Below are 23,846 nucleotides of genomic sequence, written 5' to 3' on the forward strand. Positions count from 1 at the left end.
AATTGCGCCCCAAGGTCAACAAGCCTCCTTTATGGTGTCTCTGCTGGTCCCCTCGCAACGATAAACCGTGAACCTGGTCAGATCCGGAAGGAAGCAGCCACAGCGGTGGACTTGTGTGCCGAGGTGCGGCTGGTAGAGGTGCCACCTTAATCTCTCCCTTATTAATTGAAGCATAAGCTGTCAAATTTGCACTATATGGTGTCATAGTCTATTTTTAAGTTGTTATTTAGTTACAACTTAAAGGTATGGGTTATGTACAATCGCAACCTTCGCAACCTTCGCAACCTTCGCAACCTTCGCAACCTTCGCAACCTTCGCAACCTTCGCAACCTTCGCAACCTTCGCAACCTTCGCAACCTTCGCAACCTTCGCAACCTTCGCAACCTTCGCAACCTTCGCAACCTTCGCAACCTTCGCAACCTTCGCAACCCAAGTCCCAATAAAAATATCTACAAATTCGTTAGTAGGAAAAACCGTTCAACTATTATGTGTGAGAGCGGTTTAGAGTTTGACGCTTGCTTTCATCTTGAATTTTCTTCTTCCATTGCTGCATTTGAATCCCAGCCCACCGGCATAGAGTATCAAGCGGACAATAAAGTTCGCCGTTATACACCGGACTTCAAGATCGTGAAGGATACAGGTGAGATTGAATATATTGAGATAAAGCCTGAACAAATTCACTCTACTCAGAAGTTTCGCGAAGAGTTTGAGTGCAAAAGGGCTGCTTACAACACTCTGGGATACAAATTAATTCTGGTGTCTGAGAGGCATGGTATGGACCCAATTTCCTAGACAGTTTCTAGCTCCGTAAAATACCGCTTCTCATATTGCAGTGGCGATAATCCATTATTTGATCCATGGTGTCGCTTTGGATTATAAAAGCATTCGATATAATCAAAAACCTCTGAACGAGCATCACTTCTTGTTTTGTAGGTTCGATTGCGTACTCTTTCTTTTTTTAACAATGAGAAAAAGCTTTCCGCAACAGGATTATCATGGCAGTTACCACGGCGACTCATACTGGCTTCCAGATTATTATCTTTTAAGAAGGTTTGCCAATCTTTCGAGGTATATTGAGCGCCTTGATCTGAGTGTACCAATACTCTTTTTGTGGGGCGTCGTCGCCAAATCGCCATGAGTAAAGCATCAATAACGGACTCTGCTGTCGCCCTTGATCTCATCGACCACCCTACGATCAATCTAGAAAATAGATCAACAACGACGGTCACGTAAAGCCAGCCTTCTTTTGTCCGGATGTACGTGAAATCGGTCACCCATACTTGATCTGGTTCTGGGACAATAAACACTCTATTGAGTGTATTTGGGGCTGTATTACGTTTAGATCCATGATGAAAAACAGGGCGACGTTTATAGCCTATTAGTGCTTTTAAGCCCTCGCGGCGCATCACCCTTAGCACTCGATTCTTTCCACAAGACTTGCCTTCTCCCTTTAGGTCTTTGGTGATGTTGCGGTAGCCATAAACACAACCACTTTTAAGCCAGTGCGTTTTAATGTCGATGGCAAGTTGGTCATCTTCTTGTTCTCGTCGACTTTTTGGACAACTTAGCCAAGCATAAAAACCGCTCCTATGGACTTGCAGCGTTCGACACAAGACAATAATAGAATAGTCATGGAGCCGTGATTTTATGAACGTGTACTTTTCTTTGACTCCCCGGCAAAGTACACGGCGGCCTCCTTTAGAATGTCCCTCTCTTCGGTCACCCGTTTAAGTTCAGCTTTGAGTTGCTGAATCTCCGACAGAGCTGAATCGTCCGCTTTTCTATTCGCTTCAGGTTTGCTGTATCGGGCAATCCAATCATGCATACTTTTGTAACTAACGCCAAGTCGCTCAGCCACTTCTGCAATCTTATAGCCGCGCTCAGTGACTTGTTTAACAGCTTCAATTTTGAACTCATCGGTATAACGTTTTCCACTCATAATTCACCTCATGTTTACTTATTATTATATAGCTATGAGATGTCTATTAAAGTGGGTCCATACCACACGCTAGATTTTAAAGTTGTTAAGGTAAGTGGCGAAATTGAATACATCGAAGTCAAACATGAAGAGTTTGTTTTGAAGTGTAATGCTTATAATGATTTAGGTTATAAGTTGCTATTGATCTCTGAAAAACAAATACGCCAAAATTCTAAAAATATTGATGGAAAAAGCCATGTCATAGCTTCTTGTACTGAGTTTTATTGGGGAAGGTCGCCCCGGTCTTGTTGAGCGTTTGTCCGATACTATTTCACGTCATCTCGGTAACTGGTTAGAAAGCCGTATGGTGCATCTAGCGGATAAGTTTGCCAGTATTTTAACCGTATCTGTTGCCTTGGAACACCAATAGGCACTGGTCAATGCACTGCGTAATTTTGAACAGCTTGTAGTGACATAGTTAATTAGGCAAGCATAAAGCAACACTCTTTTAAGGTTTCTCGCTTTGAAAGTTTTGTGTAGGTTCTTGCCTGCAAAATGTAAAGACTGCTTTAAAAAAATGAATGTTTTGCGCGGGAGTTAGATTTAATAATGTAACTGATGTTAAAAGTGTACCCGTATAGAGGTGAAGGTTGAGTGTGGTGCAAAGTGTCTCGGTTCTTCGTTCGTCTTTGATTAAAGCTTTTGTGTTTTTAAAGGGTTAATTATTCATGGATTTGAAGCTTACTGCTCATCAGGGAAAAGAGTTACTAGGTAATCGCTCTAGTGTTTTAGTGGATGCTGATGTCTATTCCATTGGCCGTGGAAGCGACAATTCTTGGGTATTGCCCGATCCTAGACTTCATATTTCTAATAAACACTGTGTGATTCATCGTAAGAATAATGAGTTTCATCTCACCGATATCAGCACCAATGGTGTTTATCTAAACGGTTCATCTGACCCTCTTGGACGTGGCCGAAGCCAAGTGTTAAAGCAGGGTGATGTGCTAGTGATTGGTGAGTACACTGTTTATGCCGATATAATCGGAAGTGATGCTTATTCAGAAAGCTTGGCCGAAACACCAACCCACCAAGAGTTGGATCAAAGCACTATTATTGCGGAAGCTATGCAAGAAGCCGAATCGCGTGATATGAAATCCGCATCGGTGTCTGACGTTGTTCGAGATGTACTGACTCATACTGATCCTGTCAAAGCGGACCAAGATTCTCATAAAACGGCGGTCAGTGAATTAGTGAATTCAAGCGTAGCCCCGGCTAGTGCCTTATCACCAGACCCTACAATCAGTGAGCTGCTACGGCCCATTGCGCCAGAAAAAGCCTACTACGTACCGCCTAAAGTGCAGTCTGCTGCTCAGCCAGATCAGAAGCATGACACTGAGACGCCTCATGCGAAAGATAATAGTCATGATGCCATTCCTGATAACTGGCTCGATTTAGTGGCTGGAAATGAAAGTGAAACAGCAGCAGTTCATGAAGAAATGTCTCAAACTGCAGGACCTGTGGCGCAAGCTGAAGGGGGTGAGGTAACGAGCCAAGCGAGTGTTTTGACAACGCAAGAGTTGGGTTCGCTTGAAAAAACAGAGACGCCGCCCAAAGCAGAGCCTTATGTTATGCCTACTAGTAAACCCTCGACGCAGGCTGCCGCTCAATCAACACCGGTATCTCAAGAGACATCAGAGAATAATGACTTGTTTGAGCTAATGATGAAGGAAGCAGGACTCCCTGAACACCTCTATAAAGGTAAAGACCATACAGAAATGGCACTGCAAATTGGGCGTATGTTAAGACAGTTTGCTCAAGGGACAACGGAAACGTTAGCCACTCGCAATATGGTAAAAAGTGAGTTTCGTTTACAGCAAACGATGATACGCCCCGTTGATAATAACCCTCTGAAACTGTCGCCATCTGGAGATGAAGCTTTGAAGACCATGTTGATGGCCGATTCGGCAGCGTATTTGCCTGCTGAAAATGCGATACAAGAAGGTTTCAAAGACATTCAAGCCCATCAGCTCGCGATGATGTCTGGTATTCAGGGGGCGTTTTCACATTTATTGAGTCGCTTTGAGCCACAAAAACTGGTGCAAAAGTTTGACGTACGCCCGCGTTATAACAAAGGTTTGCTGGCTCGAGGTAAAACAGATTATTGGCGTGAGTATCAAGATTACTACCAAGATATTTGTACGATGATGGAAGACGAGTTCCAAGATCTATTTTCTAATGAGTTTGGTAAAGCCTACGAAAGTCAGTTGAGGAAGTTGCGATGAAATCGAGACTTCTAAAGGGAATGGTTTTTAGTTGTTTGTTCTTGATAGGGTGCTCTTTAAATCCATTTTCCGATGCGGATGAAAATGCAGTGACGCTGGTGTTCAAAATAAAGGCGTCAGAGGACCTCAATCCAGATATACAAGGCAGACCTTCACCAATAGAGATTCGCTTGTATCAACTAAACTCTTTAACAGAGTTTCATCAAGCCGATTTCTTCGACTTGTTTACTGAGAAGCCTTTAGCCTCGAGTTTACTGGATACACGTATTTTTATTGTGAAGCCTAGTGAAGAGGTTTTTGTAGATACAGACTTAGACATAAATACACAGTTTATCGGAGTTGTGGCAGGTTATAGAGATTTAGATAACGCTATCTGGCATGACTCCATTCGAGTACGCGATGAACGGGGTTTTTTACTGCGTTTAATCGGTTCCCATAAGCGAATGACTTTACAGGCAAAAGCCAGTGAAGATCAGGTTTCCCTAATAGTTGAGCAAGAGTGAATTTGCATGAGTTGGCACAGGAAAGTTGCATGGCAGGAAGGGGCATTTATTCGGCCTCAGCATTTTCAGCAGCAAGATCGTCATTTGGAATGGAGTTTTGCTTCCCTTACGCATCAGTTACACAGCTATGGTTGGGGAATATCTGAATTAGAGTTTGATGTCGCTGCACTGCGTTTAGGGCACTTTGTGATTAAGAAATGTCGAGCATTTCTTCCCGACGGTAGCATCATTGATATGCCTAGTGAAGATGGCATTCCTGACCCCATCGTTATACAAGAGAAAGACGAAGGTCTACTCATATATTTGGTCTTACCTATTTGGCGGGCCGGTGCAAACGATATTGATCGCCAAAATGCGGATGACAGCAATGCGCGTTATCGCCTAAGTCATATGGAGGTACCGGATATCGTTAGCAGCTCTAATACCGCTGCCGACATCGAGCTTGCCAGTAAAAAAGTACGCGTTGTTACTGAGCGAGATGGACCGAAACAGTATTCTGCCATTGCAATCGCTAAAGTAAAATCGGTAAAAAATAAAGCGATAGAGCTTGATGAGCGCTTCATTCCTGCAGCGTTAGACGTGCAGTCGAGTGCAGCCTTAGTCAACATTGTTCGGGATGTTCAAGGGTTAGTGCAGAAGCGTACGATTTTGTTGGCAGAGCGTTTGAAGTCTTTAGCTGATGGTAATGGCGTTGAAATGGCTGACTTTCTGTTGCTGCAGATGTTGAATCGGTATCAACCTATTTTAGAGCATTACTTAGCAGCAGACAGTGTTCATCCCGAACGTGTCTATCAATTGTTTGCTCAGCTTGCTAGTGAGCTAGCAACATTTACGCATCAAGATAAGCGTTTGGCGTCCGCGCCACCTTATTTGCATGATGATTTGCAAGTAACGTTTGAAAGCTTTGAACCATTGTTGCAGCAGCCGTTGAGCTTGCTATTAGATCAAAGTGCCATCCAGATAGAGCTTGAGAACAAAGGCTTTGGGATTCGCATTGGCTATATTCCTCAGCTTGAATCCAGTGCAAGTTTTGTCTTGTGCGCACGAGCTGAAATGCCGAATGATGAGTTACGTCGTCAGTTACCTATGCAGGCAAAAATTGGCTCGATCGAAAGAATCAATAATTTGGTCAATAAGCAGCTGCCTGGTATTCAAATTGATCCTTTGGCCTCTGCGCCTCGACAAATTCCATTTTATTCTGGCGCTGTGTACTTCGAACTCAAGACGCAAGGCAAGTGGTGGCAAGATGTTGTTGATAGTAAAGGCCTTGCATTACATGTAGGTAGCCAGTTCCCAGGTATTTCCTTGGAACTCTGGGTTATTAAATAACGACTTACAGGAAGAGTTTGAAAATGGATTTTAATGGTAATCGCACTGTCATCATTCCTATGCCTGGCGGGCAAACTTCCCTTTCAGAGCAAGCACCCTCTACAAGTGCGCAGGGCGACGTTAATTGGTCAGGGTTATTTGATGACCCTGAAAAATTCACGTGTTCAGGGCTTAATCGCCTAGAGAGTACTGCATTTAAGTTGCTGTCTTTGGTGCCTGCTATTCGTAAGTCTCAAACCAATCCTAGCTTGGCTTTGTTACGTCAACAGATCGTTGAGGAAATAGAGGTCTATGAAGGCTCCGCTCGTAAAGCGGGGATCGATGCTCGCACAGTGATGATTGGTCGCTATGTTTTATGCACGGTATTAGATGAGGCTGTATTGAATACCCCTTGGGGTGGGCAAAGTGATTGGCAAAATGATTCATTACTAAGCCTATTTCATAAAGAGACGTGGGGTGGCGAGAACTTTTTTGTCATGCTTGAGAATCTTGAAAAAGATCCCGCGGGCAACATTGATCTGCTTGAGTTGATGTATGTCTGCCTTTCGCTGGGCTTTGAAGGGCGCTATGCCGTTGAGGAAGATCGTGCTGGTAAGCTTATGCAAATCAAATCACGCTTGTACCGGTTAATCAGTACTCAGCGTAAGGATCCAGCACGTTACCTTTCAGCAAACTGGCAGGGTGAAAGTATGAGTAATCAAGGGCTGCGTCGGTTTGTGCCGTTGTGGGTCTTTGTTGCCGTGCTTAGTGGTGTCTTAGCGCTACTTTTGTTTATTCTGCTGTATGCTTTAAATCAGTCCTCTAACCCGCCTTACCACCAGCTTACTGGTTTATCTGAACAGACGGTTACAACGCTGGATCGTCCGCGCATTATTGATGTCTCGGCACTGCAGACGCTTCGAGAATTCTTGAAACCTGAGATAGCGCAGGGTTTGGTTAAGGTGGAAGAGCGCAACGCTAATGTACGAATAATTATGCAAGGTGATTTATTTTTTCGCTCAGGCCGTGCCCAACTGACGTCTAAATACGACACTCTGGTGAGGCGAGTCGCTCAAGCGTTACTTGAGGTCGAAGGTTCTGTATTGGTAGAAGGTCATTCCGATAACCAGCCGATCAATACACTTCAATTTCCATCAAACTGGCATTTATCGAAAGCTCGAGCGGAAGCAGTAGCAACTGAATTGCGCGACTATACAAACGAAAATCAACGCTTTAAGTCTGAAGCAAAAGCCGACAGTCAACCAGTGGCAGATAACAGCACCCGTGATGGTCGAGCTCAAAATCGTCGAGTAGAAATTGCTTTGCTTTCCAATGTGATTTGGCGTTCCCAAGGAGGGAGTAACTAATGCGTTTTATGACGTCATTCCTACGTCTTTTTAAGGGCCTGTTGTGGCTGCTTGCACTGGTTATTGTTGCCATATTGATTTGGTTTGTTCTGCCAATGATCAGTATCGGTGGCAGTACGCCTTTTGGATCATCTATGACACGTATTGTCGGCATAGCGTCTATGTTTGCTATGGCGGGGGGCTACAAGCTGAAGCAATATATTGGTCGCAAGCGAAATAACGCTGCGTTGGCCAAAGAGATGACTGAAAAGCCAGATGTTCCACAAGCAGCGGTTGGTGAGGCAGAAGTCGCTGAGCTGAAAGGTAAATTCGAGTCTGCTCTAGAAGCGCTTAAGAAGGTAAAAACCAAAGAAGGCGGACGAGGAAGTTATTTATATGTTTTGCCTTGGTACGCGATTATTGGTCCGTCAGGTGCGGGTAAAACGACCGCTCTATTAAACTCAGATTTACATTTCCCTTTAATGGATTCCGTTGGCGCATCGGTAAAAGGGGTGGGCGGTACCAGAAACTGTGACTGGTGGTTTACTGATGAAGCAGTATTGCTGGATACCGCAGGGCGTTATACGACTCAAAATAATCAAAGTGAGTTAGATGAGGCTGAATGGAAAGGCTTTTTAGGGTTGTTGAAAAAGTTCCGATCTCGTAAGCCGATTAATGGTTTGATTGTCTCTTTTCCCGTGGATTATTTTTTAAGATTGCCTGAATCTGAGTTGATTGCTCACGCTAAGTTTATTAAACAGAGAATCCAAGAGTTCCAAGAAACCTTTAAAATTCGTTTTCCTGTCTACGTTACGCTCACTAAAAGCGATTTAATGCCTGGTTTTAGTGAGTATTTTGACGATTTAGGCAAAGAAGATCGAGCTCAAGTGTGGGGTATGACGTTCCCTGTCAGTGAAGATCAAGAACAGGATGTTGTACCTGATTTCTTAACCGAATACCGTACTTTGCAAGAGCGAATTCAATCGCGAGAGTCTAGCCGACTGCAGGCGGAAAGTGATGTGAATCGCCGCGAGCTAATCTATGTTTTCCCTCGTACATTAGGGTTGCTGCAAGCACCTATTGCGACCTTCTTGGGCGAAATATTCAAACCAACACGTTATGAAACGCAACCTTTGTTACGTGGTGTGTATTTCACCAGTGGTACACAAGATGGTACGACGCTTGACCGCGTCATCAGCTCATTGGGTGCGAATTTCGGCCTTAAGAGCGATACCTCATCCCATCGTGCTGGCAAGGGTAAGGCATACTTCCTGCATAACTTAATGACAAAGGTAATTTTCAAAGAGTCGGGTCTTGCAGGCGTTAACATTAAACAAGAGCGACGTATGTTGTGGATGCATTTGGCCGCTTATGGTGCCGCAGCACTAATGACATTAGGACTCTCCAGTTATTGGATCTATAGCTACTTCGATAACAAACAGCTGATTGTGCAAGTGGGGCAGGACATTGCGGCAGCGCAGGATGAAATTAGCAATATCAGTGCTTACGATCATAACCTGATGGCGCCTCTGCCAGCGTTAGATAAAGTGCGCAATATTACGACAGGCTATGTTGATAAAGATGCTAGCCGTCTGCAGTCGGTATTCCAAATGGGCTTGTATCAAGGTGATAAGCTGGGTCAAGAGGCGATAGAAGCTTATAAACGGCTGCTTTATAAAAGCTTCTTGCCTCGCATTATGGCGCGCTTGGAAGAGGCTATGTACCAAGAGCGAAGCAGTGCAGATGCGCTTTATGAAACATTGAGGGTTTACTTGATGTTATCTGACTCGCAGCATTTTGACGCGGATGTGGTGAGTGGATGGTTTGAACGGGATTGGCAGAAAAGTTTGCCCAATGCTCGTCAGCAAGAGCTGATTAACCGTTTGCAAGAACACTTGAATGCCTTAATGGAATTTATGCCTGCTCTGCCAGCGCTGCAGCCTAACGAGGAGCTGATTGCCAGTGCGCGTACCATTTTAAGTAAACAACCGCCCGCGCGCCGTTTTTACGCCCATCTAAAACAAGATGGTTTAAATAACCCTGAACTGGGTGAGTTTCGACTGGTAGACGCTGTTGGTGCGGATTCTATTTATTTATTCCGTTTTAATAACGGGCAGAAGCTTACGGCAGGCATTAATGGGTTTTATACCGCAACTGCGTATCAACATTACTTTATTAAACAACGCCATATCCTGATTCAAGATCAACTTACGGATGAGTGGGTGATGGGGGATGAGTATGGTTTATCGGCCGTTGGTGTGAATGGCGACCGATTATTCAGACAAGTTGAGCGTTTGTATTTAGAGGATTATTTGTCTCAGTGGCGTGGCTACATTGAAAGCATTGCGTTTAAGCCAGTGCGTTCTAACCAAGAAAGCCTGTTGCTTCTAAAGCGATTGTCTCGTGATGATTCCCCCCTGATAGGGTTGTTGCAAGGTATTAAAAAGCACACCTCAGCTGAAGCGTTCTCTGTGTTGCCAACAGAGTCAACAGAAGGCGTGATGAGTAATGTTTCATCGGTCTTAACTTCGATTAACAATAAAGCGCCTGTTGAGCAATTTGAGAGGCCAGAAAACCCAGTTGTTACGTACTTTAAAGACCTTAATTTAATGGTTGAGGCCAGTGAAGGGAGTGCTCCGCCAATTAATGAAACACTTAAGCTTTTGGATGAGCTGTATGTGTATATGAGTGCAATGGATGGCTCTTTAAATCGAGGTAAGGCGGCTTTCCAAAATACGTCTGATCCTAATGGACCTTCTGCTGTCCTGCGTGAAATAGATGTAGAGGCTTCTCGTTTCCCTCAGCCATTAGCCGGCTTCATTGGCCGAGTGACCGATAATGCTCGTCGATTAACGACCACCGATGCAAAAGGCTACATGGAGCGTCGTTGGGAAAATGATGTGGTTCAGCAATGTAAAGCGATGATTGAGGGGCGCTATCCGTTCGACAAATCCAGCAAAAGAGAAGCAACATTGGATGATGTGAGCGCTTACTTTGGTCCAAGTGGAATTGTAGAAAGTTATTTTGACGAAGTGATGATTGATTATGTCGACACGACTCGCCGTCCTTGGCAGTGGAATACGACAAATGGTATTAGCCTTGGTTTTTCCGATGAGGTGTTAACGCAGCTTGAAACAGGCCGGGTGATTCGAGATACCTTTTATCGTAACGGGCACCCCAATCCAAATATCAACTTTGAGTTGAAGCCTATCAGCATGGACAAGTCTATTTTGCGGATGAGCTTAATAATTAACGGACAGCAAATGACCTATGCGCACGGTCCTCAACGAGGGAAGCGCTTTCAGTGGCCTGAGTCTGATGGGCATGCCGAGCGTGGTTTGGCTCGCTTAGTCATTGTCACAGGTGATGGTCAAGAATCGATTACTGAGCAAGGGGATTGGGCGCTGTTTAAGTTATTTGATCGGGCTAAAATTCGACGTGTTGACAGCGAGCGTTACCTGCTTGGTTTTACCCTTAATAACACTTATTCAATCTCCCTTGAGCTACGTGCTGGGAGTGTTTATAACCCGTTTCTAATGTCTGAGTTACAGCAAGTGAGGTGTCAATAATGTCAGTCTTAAAAGTAGGTATATATGGTAAGGTGCCTGCCCACCCAGATTTTATATCTGACACCCTTCATGCCGACATTTCTAATGAACTGTATGACTGGGCACAAACGGTTATGTTTCACAGTCGTGAGAAAATGAGCGAGAGCAAATGGCTTCCAGCTTATTTAGTGTCGCCGATTTGGCGCATGGTTGTGCCAAAAAATGAGCTTCGTACGCACGAATGGGTGGGGGTTATGGTCCCCAGTGTTGATGCTTTAGGGCGATATTTTCCGCTTTTTATAGTATTTGAAACAGAGTTCAAGTCGTTGACAGTCGAATGGTTGTTTAAGGAGTGCACTGATCTGTTTAAAGTCATGGAAGAGGTGGCTATGAGTGCGCTACAGCAGCAGCTTAACTTTTTACAACTTAAAAGACTTTTAGCTAATAAGCTTGAAGGCTTTAATTTTGGTCAAGAGCTAGTGCTACCAAACTCCCTAAATTCTGAGGCATTGGAGTTTAGTTGTGAGCAACCTTCCACGTCTAATAATGTGTTTTTACAGCGGCCATTGGCGCAGTTAGACGGCGTTCTTTTGTGGACTTCAAGTGATATCAATAAATATCAAAAACCGTTTTTTAAATGCCGTGACTTACCAATACCAAGCGAATATGAGTTTTTGTTAACTGGTACAGCAGTAAGTATTCAAAGTAAACATAAAGCAATGCAAAGCTAAGGTTAACTATGACTAAGCCAAGTTGGACTGGGCACGGACAAACGGATATTGGACCACTTCGTAAAGAAAATCAGGACAGCCTAACGGCTCTTGATCAGATTGGCGTTTGGTGTATAGCCGATGGAATGGGCGGCCACAAAGAAGGTGGCATCGCCAGTCATTTGGCCACGCAAAGTCTTGAAGGCTTACAGCGCCAACAGTTCGCCTCTATTGAACAAGTGACTCAAGCGGTTAAAGACACGATTCATGAGGTGAATCAGTCTCTTTGTGCTATGTCCAGCAGCTTTTATGAGCAGGAGGTTATAGGAACGACTATCGTCATTTTAATTATTCATGATCGCCAAGCGAAGGTGCTATGGGTGGGCGACTCTCGTCTTTATCGCATGAGAGATCTGGCGTTTGAGTTAATGACGGAAGACCATACCCAGTTTCAAGAATTGGCCAATCAAGGTGTCTTAGATATGTCGAATTCTGATCACCCTAGTAATCATATGTTAACCAGAGCGTTGGGTGCGAGCGCCTACTGTGAAATTGAAGAGCTTGATATTGAGCTAGGCGACAGTGATGTCTTTATGATGTGCAGCGATGGATTGTCAAACATCATTAGCCAACTTGAGATGGCAAAAATTATTTATTACAGCGAAGATAAAAACCGAGCCATAGCTAACTTGATCAACATGGCCATAGCAAAGCAAGCGACCGATAATGTCACCGCGTTAATTGTAGATAAAGAAGGGACGTGACTATGAGGGTAGTATTGTACAGTCTCTCAACTTTATTGGTGTTATCAGGGTGTTCGGCTTTTCAGAACGCTGAAGATCGTGCGCTTAAAAGCTGGCAAACTGTCACTGTAGCGGATCAACAACAGATTGAACCGAGCATCGACAGCTATATTGGCATGGAGCGTATTGGTGTAATAACACTGACACCTTCCTCTGAAAGTCCAAGTGATCTTATAGAAAAAGCGAAGCAGTGGGTTTATGTGTCTGCGGATTATGATCAAGCTCGTCTTGAGTTAGGTAAAGTCTTCTATCAAGATCAAGATAATTCGGAAGCGATCGATTTTTACAATCAAATATCTAGCGAATTAGCTGTGTTAGCGGTTAATGAAGGATTTGACCTGAATGCGGATAAGGTCGTTTATATCACCAAAGCAAATGATAATTTGAAAAGCATTGCTGAACGATTTTATGGCAATACAGGTGGGTTAATATTCTTGATGCGTTTAAATAAGCTTTCTGGAATAAACCTAGATGAGAAAAGACAGCTTTGGATTCCCCTTAAAAAGAAGGTTTCAAAACCTTTACCTATTAAAAAAGCTTACAAATCCAGCTTGCCCAATCGAAAGGAAAGTGTAAAAAAAATCGATATGAAAACAGTGCCTACAGCTAAAAAAGCTGACGTAGTCGTTCTTTCTGAGCCGGAAAAAACAATTTTATTAGATAAAAGTTCTAATGAAACTGGTGCTAATCAATCACCAGAAATCGACAATTTAAATGAGCACCCTCAGCCGAATGAGGGGAAAATAAAGCATAACTTTAAGGAAGTTCTTGCTGAGTCTAAAAAAGAGGTAAAAGGTTTGTCTGAATATCGTAAAGGCTCACCCAAGACAGCTTATTCTCTGTTAGTCTCTGCATCAAATCTTTCTATCGAAGGGCGACAAGTCCTAAGTGATTTAAAGCGTGAATTAATTGAACAGCCTTATGCTCGTGGTCTAACGTTTTATCAAGAGCAAAAGCTTGAGCAAGCCGTTAACGAGTTTGATCAAGTGCTAAGTGTAGATCCAACTTATTCACAGGCAAGTGTCTACCGAGCGAGATGTATGCAATTGCTAGAAAGGTTGAAAACGATTCAAGAATCAATTGACTGAACAAATTCGTATGACAGGGATGGTATGGAACTTAGTAGCGTACTTACGCCAATCACCCAAGATGCTCCTGCTGGATTTGATATCCGCGAACACGCAGACTTTAGTGAGCAATATTTTACATTACGTGACCTGCGTAACCGTATTCGAGCAGAAGAGCGACAAGTTGTTCAGCTGGAGGACTTACAAGGCCTGACTGCTGAATGGGAGCCTATCAGAGACGAATGTCTTGTTGTGTTGTCTCAATGCTCAAAGGATGTGGAAGTACTTGCATGGCTTATTGAAGCCAGCATCCGATTAGAAGGCTTCCAAGGTCTAGCTCAATCCTTAGAGTTAGCAGATCAGCTTATCCGTCAATATTGGGGGGACATGTACCCTCGCCCAGATGAAGATGGCATTCAAGCGACTCTTTATCCGTTAAGTGGCTTAAATGGTGACAACGGCGAAGGCACCCTAATTATGCCGATTCGCATGGCACCTTTTATGTACAGTAATGAGCAAGAGCCAGTTTTGGTATGGGATTATATCAAGGCCTGTGAGCTGGCCCAAATTCAAGACCAAAATAAACTAAAGCGTCGAACAGATAGTGGTGAGAAAACCATTGCCCAGTTACAAAAATTGGTTCATGGCAATGACCTAACGGCAATACGTGCCACCGCTGATGCAGTGCACGCTGCCAAAGAAAGCTTTATTTCCCTAGAAAGCTTTTTGAATGACATGTGCGGCTTTGATGCACCGCCAACGTCTGCCATAAAAAATACGCTGTCGGTGGCTCAGGAAGCCTTGAAAGTTATTGCTCATATTGAAGCTCGTTCTGTAGATCCTGAAGACATACCGGAGTCAGAAGAGGTTGAGGAAAGCGATCAGATTGAATCAAAACCAATCACGCGCGTAGGCGCAATTGATCCTGCCAGCTATTACCCAGCCTCTCGAGAAGAGGCCTTGGTGATGACCTCAAGACTTAGTTTGTTTTTTGAAAATACAGAGCCTCATTCACCATTGTCCCACCAGATGAAACGGGTAGAGCGTTGGGGAAGAATGAGCTTGGCTGAGTTAATGGAAGAACTATTGGACGATGATAATGCACGGCAACAGTTCTTCCGCCTAATTGGCTTAAACCCGAATACCGGGAGCTAATTAAATTGTATGCGCGATTGAGTGGTACGCGTATCAGTTCGAGATGTTTGTTCAAGCACTTAAGCCAGAGCAAATACGAAATAAAGGAATAGTCGAGGACGAAACATGAGTAGTGAAAGTATTCACAAAAAGTTAGAACGGGTTCGTAAGCCACGAGTTCATATCACTTACGATGTTGAAACAGAGGGCGCCGTTGTTGTTAAAGAGCTGCCGTTTGTAATGGGGATCATGGGGGAATTCACCGGGAATAATCCAGGTGCGCCATTGAAGAGCCTAAAAGATCGTAAGTTTGTACAAATTGACCGTGACAATCTAAACGATGTGATGGCCAAGCTTGAACCTGGTTTAGCGTTTAAAGTCGATAATAAATTGACCGATCAAGAAGGCACTATTCCAGTCGATTTGAAGTTTCGTTCGATGAATGACTTCGAACCTGGTCAGGTTGTCGAGCAAGTTGAGCCATTGAAAAAACTGCTGGATACACGTAACAAACTGCGTGACCTGCTGACTAAGGCCGATCGCTCTGAAGAGTTGGAGTCTTTGCTAGAGCAAGTGTTGCAAAGTACTGATAGCGTACAGAGGCTTTCCAATGAACTGCAAGACAGTGATGTAAACTAGAGGCAACAGGGATGACAGATACTACAGCAACACTAGACCCACAGACGCAAACCCAAACGCTTGAGCAAACAAGTTTACTTGATCAAGTGATCGGTGCGACCAAACAAACTGAGAGCACGGTAGCGAAAGATCTACTTAAAACATTAGTAGATGGTGCGATGGAAGGTACTGTGGTTTGGGATCGAAATATCGCCAAGACCATCAATCAAGCGATCGATCTACTGGACCATAAGCTTTCCGAGCAACTTAATGAAGTCATGCACTCAGAAGAGTTTTTAGCATTAGAAGGTTCTTGGCGTGGTCTTAGCTATTTGGTGCATAACTCTGAAACAAACTCTGCGTTAAAGCTGAAAATGCTGAATCTTAGTAAACGTGATCTTTATAAAGACTTAGATCGTGCTGTTGAGTTTGATCAAAGCGAAATGTTTAAAAAGATTTACGAAGAAGAGTTTGGTACGCCGGGTGGTGAGCCGTTTGGCGCTATGATTGGCGATTATGCGTTTGATAGCTCTCCAAATGATATTGAACTGTTGTCGAAAATGTCTAACATTTCAGCTGCAGCATTCTGTCCTTTCATTGCATCTGCTGGCCCTCAGCTGTTCGGACTGGAAAGCTGGACTGAATTATCACGTCCACGCGATCTAGAAAAAATCTTTGATTCTAAAGAATATATTAAATGGCGTAGTTTCCGTGATACAGAAGACTCACGTTTTCTATCATTAACGCTGCCACGCGTCTTGGCTCGTTTGCCCTATGGCGACAAAACCAAGCCTATTGATGCGTTCGGTTATGAAGAAGCACCGATTGATCAAAGTGGTACAGCACGTGTGAGCGATCATAATGATTACTGCTGGATGAACGCAGCTTATGTCATGGGTTCGCGTATGACACATGCCTTCTCAACAACAGGCTGGTGTACTGCTATCCGTGGTGCAGAAGGGGGTGGTCGCGTAGAAGATTTACCGACGCATGTTTTCACTAGTGATGATGGCGACTTGGATCTTAAGTGTCCAACCGAAATTGGCTTGACGGATCGTCGTGAAGCGGAGCTATCGAAACTGGGCTTCCTTCCTTTGTGTCATTATAAAAACACAGATTACGCTGTGTTCTTTGGTGGACAAACTGCTCAAAAACCAAAAATCTACGACCGTCCAGAAGCGACCGCTAATGCGGCGATCTCTGCTCGTCTACCTTACATGATGGCTACCTCTCGCTTTACGCATTACCTGAAAGTAATGGGGCGAGACAAAATCGGTTCCTTCATGGAAAAAGACGATGTGGAATCTTGGTTAAACCGCTGGTTGCTTAACTATGTGAACAACAATCCGGACTCAGGACAGGAAATGAAAGCCCGTTACCCGCTTCGTGAAGCGAAGGTTCAGGTGACTGAAATTCCAGGTCGTCCTGGGTCTTACAACGTTGTCGCGTGGATGCGCCCTTGGCTACAACTGGAAGAGTTGACTGCATCTATGCGTATGGTTGCGCGTATCCCTCAAATGGGCAACTAAGCTAGATATGGCATAACGAGGACTGCAATTTCAGCAATTAGCAGTCTTCGTTCAAAGGAGATCAAGCCATGGATGCGCAAGGCGTTTTTCATCAGAAAATCCAGATATCACGAGCAGAATCCGCTTCCCAATATGCTTGGGTCAATGAGCTCATCAATGCATTAAGCCTTGATGAGCTTGATTATGTGCCAAGCAAGCAGGAAGTGATTCACCTGTTGGCAATACACATCGCTAAGCTTGATCGCCTACTGCAAACTCAGTTAGATGAAGTATTACACCATCCTCAGTTTCAAGCGCTAGAAGCAAGTTGGCTCGGCTGTCATTTTTTGCTAAACCAGATTGGTTTGAGCTATCAAATCAAAGTGAAAATGCTGAATGTGTCTTGGTCTGAGTTGAATCGTGATGTGATGCGTGCGATTGAGATTGATCAGAGCGAAATCTTCAATAAAGTGTATAACGGTGAATTTGGTATTGCTGGTGGTGAGCCCTTTAGTACCATGCTGTGTAATTTCGATGTGGCGTTGAAACCGCATTATCACGGGGTTGATGATCTTCGCTTGGTGGATGGTTTAGCGCAAGTCGCAGCGGCTGCTTTTTGCCCGTTTATTTTTAATACACATCCGTCTTTATTAGATCTGGATGAGTTTACTAATATGAACTCACTGCTGAACCTACAGCGTACCTATCAGCAATTGGATTTTATGCAATGGAAAAGCCTACGTCGTAAAGAAGATTCACGTTTTATTGGGCTAACACTTCCGAATATTTATTTGCGTCGGCCTTATGAGCATAACCCTACTCGTACCGATCAATTTGTTTACCAAGAGCGTTTATCTCACCGCTCGGACCGATTAAAGACAGGCGCTGTTTTTGCTTTAGGTGCGGTCATGGCTCGTTGTTTTGCTAACACCAGTTGGTTGGCAGAAATTACTGGCGAGCGCTATTTTGGTGGTGGCGTAATTGCTAACCCTAATGAGCATAGATCTGAAGCGGATCTTGAATCGATTGTCGCAGCTGAAATCATGATTCCAGATAATTTAGAGCGAACGCTTACGGAGTACGGTTTTATTTCGGCTTGTTACAGTGCTAACGGTGGCTCTGGTGTGTTCTATAGTGCTCCGTCGATTCAAAGCCCGCCGGTTTATACCAGCGAACAAGCCAATATCAATGCCCGATACTCGGCCATGTTGCAGTACGTGTTATGCACTTCACGCTTTGCGCATTACCTTAAAGTGATCGTACGGGATCATGTGGGCTCTTTTTATACAGCTGAAGAGTGTCGCCGTTTTTTACAAAGCTGGATCATGAATTATGTGATGGCAACCGATGAGGCGAGTGATGAATTACTTGCTCGTTATCCACTCCGAGATGCTCGAGTATCTGTTAATGAGAAGGCGGGTGTGAGTGGTAACTATACATGTGTGGTGCACTTAAAACCGCACTTTCAACTAGAAACAATTGAAACCTCAATACAGTTTAGTGCTGAGGTTGTCTCCAACAGAGTGACAGGATAATCATGGATATTAAAGGAATTAGCGAACTGTATGATCAAGGGGATCTTTCCTCTGCACTGACACATGCCAAGACATTTGTTCGAGATAATCCGGAAAGCAATGAAGGTCGAAGCCTATTGCTGCAGTTTTATTTGTTTGTTGGCGAAGTCGATAAAGCCATCAGTCAGCTTACGATTCTAGAAAAAAAATACCAAGATGACCTGCCTTCGTTTATGACACTTAAAGTGATGGCAGAAATGCTTAAAGCAGATAACCAGCGTCGTGCTTTCTTTTCTTCATTGACCACTATGCCAGCATTGGGCGAAGCGCACGAAGCGTTCTTGCAACCAAGTTTTGCTTTGATGAAAGGTGTTGCTGACGGTTCCATGACCAAAGCTCAGGCTCAGGAATTATTGGCCGATCGACCACAGCCATTATTTGAATGTAAGTCAGGTGAAGAAACGCTGACCGGCGAATTGATTGAGCCGGATGATTTAACGGCGTTTGCCTTAGAAGTGTTTGTGGCGAATCAAGGTTATGCATGGCTTCCTTGGCAAGAAATACAAAGTATCGAGTTTTTCCCTTATGAAAAACCGATCGACTTGTTATATCGCAAAGCAATGGTGTATTTGTTACCACAAGACGGTGGGGAAGCACAGCCAATGCACGTGTTTGTTCCGACAATATATGCTGGCACCAGCAGCACGGACACCCAAGCCTCCTTGGCTCGCGCGACCGACTGGGGTGCTTGCTCGACAACAGAAATTGTTACTGGTATTGGTCAGAAGTGTTGGTTGATTGGCGATGATCTGGTACCGATTCTGCAGATACAGTCATTATTGAAGTTAAACAATTTGCATAGGTAAGGTACGGCTAAAATGGAGGTTTTGATTCCTATTGTTTTTCCTGATTATAGGGTAACAGTTGAAGTAAAAAAGGAAGAGGTTGATGTGCTACCTTGGGTAACATTTGATAACTTTAGTTTTAAATACAAGGACAAAATCTCCAATTTAGGGCATGCCGGTATTCTATTTATAAATGGAAGAAGTGGTGTAACTAAATATTATGAATATGGAAGATACGACCCTCAAAAAAAAGGGATTGTTCTAAAGGCTAAAAATCTTCCTGATGCAAAAGTTATTGATGGTGAATTAGATACAAAATCTATTAAAGAAGCGCTTTCTTTTATATCAAGAGTATCAGGTCAATCTGGACGAATTAGTGGTGTATATATAGAGGTTGAAGATGAGTATGGTAAGGCGTTGGAATATGTAGAAGCTCGAAGATCTAAAAATACACTAAAAAATAGGAAAGAATACGACCTTCTTAGGAATAGCTGCATTCATTTCGTTAAAGAAACAGTTGAAGTAACTGATGCTATTTCTCCTTGGATGGTTGGTCCAAGGCCTAACTCTTATATAGGTGAGTTTAGAGACGATTATCCAGATCTCGATTTTTATAATGGAAAATTAATAATTGAGGGAGTAGGAGAATATTAATGTTAGAGAAATATAAAAAACTATTTTTTTATTTTATTTTATTTTATTACTTTTTTTGTCTGGTTGTGATGTTGAAATTAGTTCTGATAAACCAGAAAGATCAGCAAAAATTCCTGCTGAGGCATTTTGGTTAGGGGGCCCTGATGCGGGTTTTTACATATTGGTAAAGCCTTCAAATAATAAGGATGTTTATTTGTCTGAGATTTATTACGAAAGTGGAGATTTGGCATATGAAGGTCTCATGATTTTATATCCAGTTGGCTCTGAAGGTATCGATGTTTCTAATGAGGCGTTATTTAAGTTTTGGGATGGGGACAGCCTTTATTTAAATAATGACTTGTATTTAAAAGCGCAATGAATAGGAAGCTGAAGTGCTTTATAGCCTTAGAAACAGGCTTTTCAGAAGATAAAATTTTAATTAAAACAAGACTTTACCATGAAATTTGTTTGGATGGTGACGAGGCGGAAGAGTTTATTGAAGTGTTTGCTGAAGCATTTGATGTGGATATGAATTTTATCGATACTTTAATAAAGAAGGCCTTGACTCACTCTCCATTTTTAGTTCTATATTTGGAGTTGGTAGCAATCAGCATAGAGTAGATGAAATAACGGTTGATATGCTTGTGCAGGCGGCTATAAATCGAAAATGGAATTAAATTTTTTTGATGCTTTTAAGTGTTTTTTCTTTTGGAAGGACTGCTATGACAAATGATTCACTGCAATTGCCCTTTATTGAGCTGATTCAGGACGAGGCCCCTGAAAGTAAAATCGATCGGCATCGTCCTGAGGTTGAGTATTACATTCAGTATAAAAACAGTGTGATGCGGGATCTGCAGGAGTTATTAAACAGTCGCTGTCGTTCGCTTAACCCATTTTCAGAAGTAAAGGGTGATGTTTTGTTGACTTATGGCGTAACAGACTTTGCTCATATCAATATTTCGTCATTGAGCGGGCGTGATGAGTTGCGCAGGAAAATACAGGAAACATTGCGTCTAAATGAGCCGCGCTTAAGTGATATCAATGTCACGCTTAGTGAAGAAAAAATCGAAACCAATAGCTTGGGTTTTTATATTAAAGCAAAGCTTATGTTTTACGGGGAGTCGGAAGCCGTGATGATTACTGCTTTATTCGAACCCGCGCTAAAAATGTTTAATTTCAGGTCAGGAAGATAATGAAACAAGCACTAATAGATGTTTACCAAAAGGAGTTAAGCTACCTTAAGCGACGTGGTGAAGCGTTTGCTAAAGAGCATCCTAAAATTGGTGCGCGTTTGCATATCACGGAGGATAATGCTCGTGACCCTCATGTTGAGCGTATTATTCAGGGTGTCGCTTTTCTGAATGCACGAATTCGTAAAAAGTTAGATGACGAGTTTCCTGAATTGTGTCAGACGCTATTGGATGTGATTTATCCGCATTATTTACGTCCATTGCCAAGCTATAACATTATTAGCTTTGAGCCGGAAAAAAACCTTACCAGTGTGTCGCATGTTCCTAAAGGTTTAGTGGTCGAGCACAGTGGACAGAATTCAAGTGAGTTATGCTTCTTTAAAACGATATATGATGCGCAGATTTTACCGTTTAAAGTGGGTAGCGCGCGCTTACAAACCTGTCCTGTCGAAGCACCGAACCCCGGAAGTTTCAACGATATTAAAGCTGTTCTGAGTATTAGATTGGACGCAATCAACAGCGCTGTTCAAGCTGAGAAACTTGATTTAAATACAGTTCGTTTTTACATAAAGGGAACACGTCACTATAGCTTTGCGTTGTATGAGCTTATTTTAAATCACAGTCTGAAAATAGCGGTAGCGAAAGGTCCGCATGACCCTGATGCTGTATTCTTAGATGTGAAAACTGCGCTCAAAACAGTAGGGTTTGAAGAAGACGAGGGCATGTTGCCTTATCCCGAGCAGTCGTTTGTTGGTTATCGACTACTGACCGAATATTTTGCTTACCCAGAAAAATTTTTATTTTTTGATGTTGATATCAGTGAAGCTCAAGGTGTTTTGGATGGGCAGCATATTGAGCTGTATTTTTATCTAGACAAAGCCTTGCCGGATATCGAAGCGACGGTAGATAAAAACAACTTTGTGTTAAACGCAACACCTCAAATTAATTTATTTGAAAAGCGCTCTGAGCCGTCATTATTAGATTTTTCAATATACGAATACCCAGTGATTGCTGATGCCCGTCATCCGGATCGAGATGAGATTTACAATATTGATTCACTGTCCATTTCAGTAGACGGCGCCAATATTGATTATATCAACCCCTTCTTTGGCGTTAGTGCAACGCCAAATTCTGAGTTGAGTGAAGTTCGTTGGCACACACGTCGTGAAGAATTAGAGCAAGGTAATGTTCGCAGTTTATTTCATTTATCACTGATAAATTTAGAAGCGGCGCTTAGTAAAAATAAAGGCGGTATGTTTATTGCTAGTTTGACTTGCTCAAATGGTCGATTACCGTATGTCATCAACCAAAGAGAAAGCCAGCCGAATCTTTTACCGCGCTCTGGCTCGGCAGCAATTGGTAGAATTGTCAGCGAGACTGCCTTTACCGATACTGTTCGTCCGCGTATCGATGATGATATTTATTGGCAGCTATTGTCTCATTTGAATTTGAATCATATTTCCCTGACTGCTGGGGCGTTAGGCTCTAATGCCTTCCAGAAAATTCTCTCGCTGTATAATTTTAATGAGACTGGTGAAAACGAAAGCGTGGTTAATGCCGTCCAAATTCAGTCTGTATCCCCAAGTACTATGCGCATTCTTGATGGCACTGGTATCCCGTTTTTCTGTCGAGGTAGTCAAGTGACTTTGCTACTAGACGAGTCTCGTTTTGCGGGTAGTTCACCGTATTTATTTGCCGCGGTGCTTGAACGCTTTCTTGGTCTTTATACGCAAATTAACTCTTTTGTGCAGCTAACGGTTGAGTTGCAAGGCAGAGAAATGCCGTTATGCGTTTGGCCGCCACGCAGTGGGGATCAGGCACTATTATGATGAATGCCTCTGTTTCGTATGCTTTACCAGATATCAATTTTTTCCAACGACTTCGACTTCTGGAAGCCGATGCTCGTAAAAGCAATGAACTGGCTGATGCCCCCATTGGGTACGATTACCCGCTGTATCGGGAGTTTGTGGATTTTTGCGTCATACAATCCTTGGTTTCACCGTATGCGGCCAAGCAAAAAATTGAGATGGTGCCTGCTGAACATGGCTACCAGAAACGCATGCTCCATGTGGCCTGCTTCGGTTTAACCGGCTCGTCTGGTGTTTTACCTCAGCACTATACCGAGATGCTTGCTCAGCGTAATCGGGACAAAGATACGGCATTAAAAGTGTTATTGGATGGCTTCAATGCCCGAGCTATTAGCTTTTTATATCGTGCTTGGCAGAAGAATCGCTTAGCCATTTTAGAAGAGCAAGCTGGGAAAAATCCGCAGAGTACTCAGATTCACCTTGCCCGAAAAATGATGATGAGTTACACCGGGCTTTGCCATGGCGAATCGGTATCTGAAAGCGTTGAGCATAGCTCTGTGGAAGAGTCCGCCGATGACGGGCTAAATGTGCCGAGTTGTGAAGACATTGCCTACTATTTTTCGGGCTACTTTAGTCAACGACCTCGTAATGCCAATGCTCTACGTAAAATCATTGGCCATGTCTTGGGATGTGATGTGTCCTTAAAACAGTTTTTTGGTCGCTGGTTCGAGCTTGAACCGAGTCAGCGCAATGTTTTAGGTAAGGCTAATTGCGCATTGGGTCAAAGCTTTGTTGCGGGTGGGGCTATTTACGAAGGGGGTTTTAGTATGCGATTACGCACAGAGCCACTGGATTATTCTGCATTTCAGCGCATTAGACCCGGCGGTGTTTTGTTTGAGCGTCTTAAAGAAGTCTTGTTTTCCTTTCTTGGGGCCGACTATTGGGTAGACCTTCAGGTTGTATTGAAAGGAAACGATCGGCCAGCACTGCAAATAGGAGAGGGCTCTAGCTCGCAACCTTTTTTAGCGCTTGGTGAAGGACTCTGGTTATCCAGTGAGCCGGCTGACCATGATGTTGCAGATACTGTTTATAACTTAAATCGTTAATCTGG

The 23,846-nt window shown here is 43.4% G+C and carries 22 protein-coding genes and 1 other RNA gene; 22 read left to right on the forward strand and 1 reads right to left on the reverse strand.

Features of this window, described 5'->3' with window-relative positions; genetic code table 11:
* Positions 1-41 precede the first annotated feature (41 nt).
* Both ffs and M3I01_RS08480 read left to right on the forward strand, forming a co-directional pair.
* Positions 42-138, forward strand: an RNA gene (gene ffs / locus M3I01_RS08475) — signal recognition particle sRNA small type.
* A 114-nt stretch (positions 139-252) separates the two neighbouring features.
* On the forward strand, positions 253-792 hold the full coding sequence (locus M3I01_RS08480; RefSeq protein ID WP_255895362.1) for a Tn7 transposase TnsA N-terminal domain-containing protein: 540 nt from the start codon (positions 253-255) through the stop codon (positions 790-792).
* On the opposite strand, the gene M3I01_RS08485 is transcribed toward M3I01_RS08480, so the two are convergent.
* Positions 789-1,939 (reverse strand): IS3 family transposase gene (locus tag M3I01_RS08485; RefSeq protein WP_275565027.1). Its coding sequence is split into 2 segments (ribosomal slippage): positions 789-1,702 and positions 1,702-1,939, totalling 1,152 coding nucleotides; the frame shifts between segments, so codons are not numbered across the junction. The two genes, M3I01_RS08480 and M3I01_RS08485, sit on opposite strands and share 4 nt — an antisense overlap.
* Positions 1,940-2,192: 253 nt before the next feature.
* On the opposite strand from M3I01_RS08485, the gene M3I01_RS08490 reads away from it, so the two are divergent.
* The 20 genes from M3I01_RS08490 to tssG all read left to right on the forward strand — a co-directional run bounded on the left by M3I01_RS08490 (position 2,193) and on the right by tssG (position 23,841).
* Positions 2,193-2,348, forward strand: coding sequence for an ACT domain-containing protein (locus M3I01_RS08490; RefSeq protein WP_275565097.1), 156 nt, complete (start codon positions 2,193-2,195; stop codon positions 2,346-2,348).
* 298 nt (positions 2,349-2,646) lie between these two features.
* A complete protein-coding gene (tagH, locus tag M3I01_RS08495; protein ID WP_275565028.1) occupies positions 2,647-4,200 on the forward strand; it encodes a type VI secretion system-associated FHA domain protein TagH in 1,554 nt (517 codons plus the stop codon).
* Entirely contained in the window at positions 4,197-4,703 is a 507-nt protein-coding gene (gene tssJ / locus M3I01_RS08500; RefSeq protein ID WP_255895365.1) for a type VI secretion system lipoprotein TssJ, read from the forward strand. Before tagH ends, tssJ begins: the two co-directional genes overlap by 4 nt.
* Positions 4,704-4,709: 6 nt before the next feature.
* Entirely contained in the window at positions 4,710-6,032 is a 1,323-nt protein-coding gene (tssK, locus tag M3I01_RS08505) for a type VI secretion system baseplate subunit TssK (RefSeq protein WP_255895366.1), read from the forward strand.
* 23 nt (positions 6,033-6,055) lie between these two features.
* A complete protein-coding gene (tssL, locus tag M3I01_RS08510; RefSeq protein WP_255895367.1) occupies positions 6,056-7,378 on the forward strand; it encodes a type VI secretion system protein TssL, long form in 1,323 nt (440 codons plus the stop codon).
* Positions 7,378-10,926 carry a type VI secretion system membrane subunit TssM gene (tssM, locus tag M3I01_RS08515; RefSeq protein ID WP_275565029.1) on the forward strand — a complete coding sequence of 1,183 codons (3,549 nt, stop codon included), beginning with the start codon at positions 7,378-7,380 and terminating at the stop codon, positions 10,924-10,926. Before tssL ends, tssM begins: the two co-directional genes overlap by 1 nt.
* Positions 10,926-11,636 carry a type VI secretion system-associated protein TagF gene (tagF, locus tag M3I01_RS08520; protein WP_255895370.1) on the forward strand — a complete coding sequence of 237 codons (711 nt, stop codon included), beginning with the start codon at positions 10,926-10,928 and terminating at the stop codon, positions 11,634-11,636. Before tssM ends, tagF begins: the two co-directional genes overlap by 1 nt.
* Before the next feature lie 8 nt (positions 11,637-11,644).
* A complete protein-coding gene (locus M3I01_RS08525) occupies positions 11,645-12,379 on the forward strand; it encodes a PP2C family protein-serine/threonine phosphatase (protein WP_255895371.1) in 735 nt (244 codons plus the stop codon).
* Between the two features lie 2 nt (positions 12,380-12,381).
* A complete protein-coding gene (locus M3I01_RS08530; protein ID WP_255895372.1) occupies positions 12,382-13,506 on the forward strand; it encodes a tetratricopeptide repeat protein in 1,125 nt (374 codons plus the stop codon).
* A gap of 24 nt (positions 13,507-13,530) precedes the next feature.
* Entirely contained in the window at positions 13,531-14,640 is a 1,110-nt protein-coding gene (tssA, locus tag M3I01_RS08535; protein ID WP_255895373.1) for a type VI secretion system protein TssA, read from the forward strand.
* A 105-nt stretch (positions 14,641-14,745) separates the two neighbouring features.
* A complete protein-coding gene (gene tssB / locus M3I01_RS08540) occupies positions 14,746-15,258 on the forward strand; it encodes a type VI secretion system contractile sheath small subunit (RefSeq protein WP_255895374.1) in 513 nt (170 codons plus the stop codon).
* 11 nt (positions 15,259-15,269) lie between these two features.
* Positions 15,270-16,766 (forward strand): type VI secretion system contractile sheath large subunit, encoded by a 1,497-nt coding sequence (gene tssC / locus M3I01_RS08545; protein WP_255895375.1) that lies wholly within the window; start codon positions 15,270-15,272, stop codon positions 16,764-16,766.
* A gap of 68 nt (positions 16,767-16,834) precedes the next feature.
* The gene (tssC, locus tag M3I01_RS08550) at positions 16,835-18,280 is read left to right on the forward strand and encodes a type VI secretion system contractile sheath large subunit (RefSeq protein ID WP_255895376.1); all 1,446 of its coding nucleotides are present in this window, start codon (positions 16,835-16,837) and stop codon (positions 18,278-18,280) included.
* 2 nt (positions 18,281-18,282) lie between these two features.
* Entirely contained in the window at positions 18,283-19,125 is an 843-nt protein-coding gene (locus M3I01_RS08555; RefSeq protein ID WP_255895377.1) for a type VI secretion system accessory protein TagJ, read from the forward strand.
* A 12-nt stretch (positions 19,126-19,137) separates the two neighbouring features.
* The gene (locus M3I01_RS08560) at positions 19,138-19,758 is read left to right on the forward strand and encodes a hypothetical protein (protein ID WP_275565030.1); all 621 of its coding nucleotides are present in this window, start codon (positions 19,138-19,140) and stop codon (positions 19,756-19,758) included.
* A 55-nt stretch (positions 19,759-19,813) separates the two neighbouring features.
* A complete protein-coding gene (locus M3I01_RS08565) occupies positions 19,814-20,116 on the forward strand; it encodes a hypothetical protein (RefSeq protein WP_255895380.1) in 303 nt (100 codons plus the stop codon).
* On the forward strand, positions 20,113-20,358 hold the full coding sequence (locus M3I01_RS08570; RefSeq protein ID WP_255895381.1) for a hypothetical protein: 246 nt from the start codon (positions 20,113-20,115) through the stop codon (positions 20,356-20,358). The genes M3I01_RS08565 and M3I01_RS08570 overlap by 4 nt, the downstream gene beginning before the upstream one ends.
* Positions 20,359-20,459: 101 nt before the next feature.
* Positions 20,460-20,930 (forward strand): type VI secretion system baseplate subunit TssE, encoded by a 471-nt coding sequence (gene tssE, locus M3I01_RS08575; RefSeq protein ID WP_255895382.1) that lies wholly within the window; start codon positions 20,460-20,462, stop codon positions 20,928-20,930.
* Positions 20,930-22,756, forward strand: coding sequence for a type VI secretion system baseplate subunit TssF (gene tssF / locus M3I01_RS08580; RefSeq protein WP_255895383.1), 1,827 nt, complete (start codon positions 20,930-20,932; stop codon positions 22,754-22,756). The genes tssE and tssF overlap by 1 nt, the downstream gene beginning before the upstream one ends.
* Positions 22,753-23,841, forward strand: a complete 1,089-nt coding sequence (tssG, locus tag M3I01_RS08585) for a type VI secretion system baseplate subunit TssG (RefSeq protein WP_255895384.1) — start codon at positions 22,753-22,755, stop codon at positions 23,839-23,841. Before tssF ends, tssG begins: the two co-directional genes overlap by 4 nt.
* Positions 23,842-23,846: the final 5 nt, after the last annotated feature.

This window comes from Marinomonas maritima (genome assembly GCF_024435075.2).
GTDB lineage: Bacteria > Pseudomonadota > Gammaproteobacteria > Pseudomonadales > Marinomonadaceae > Marinomonas > Marinomonas maritima.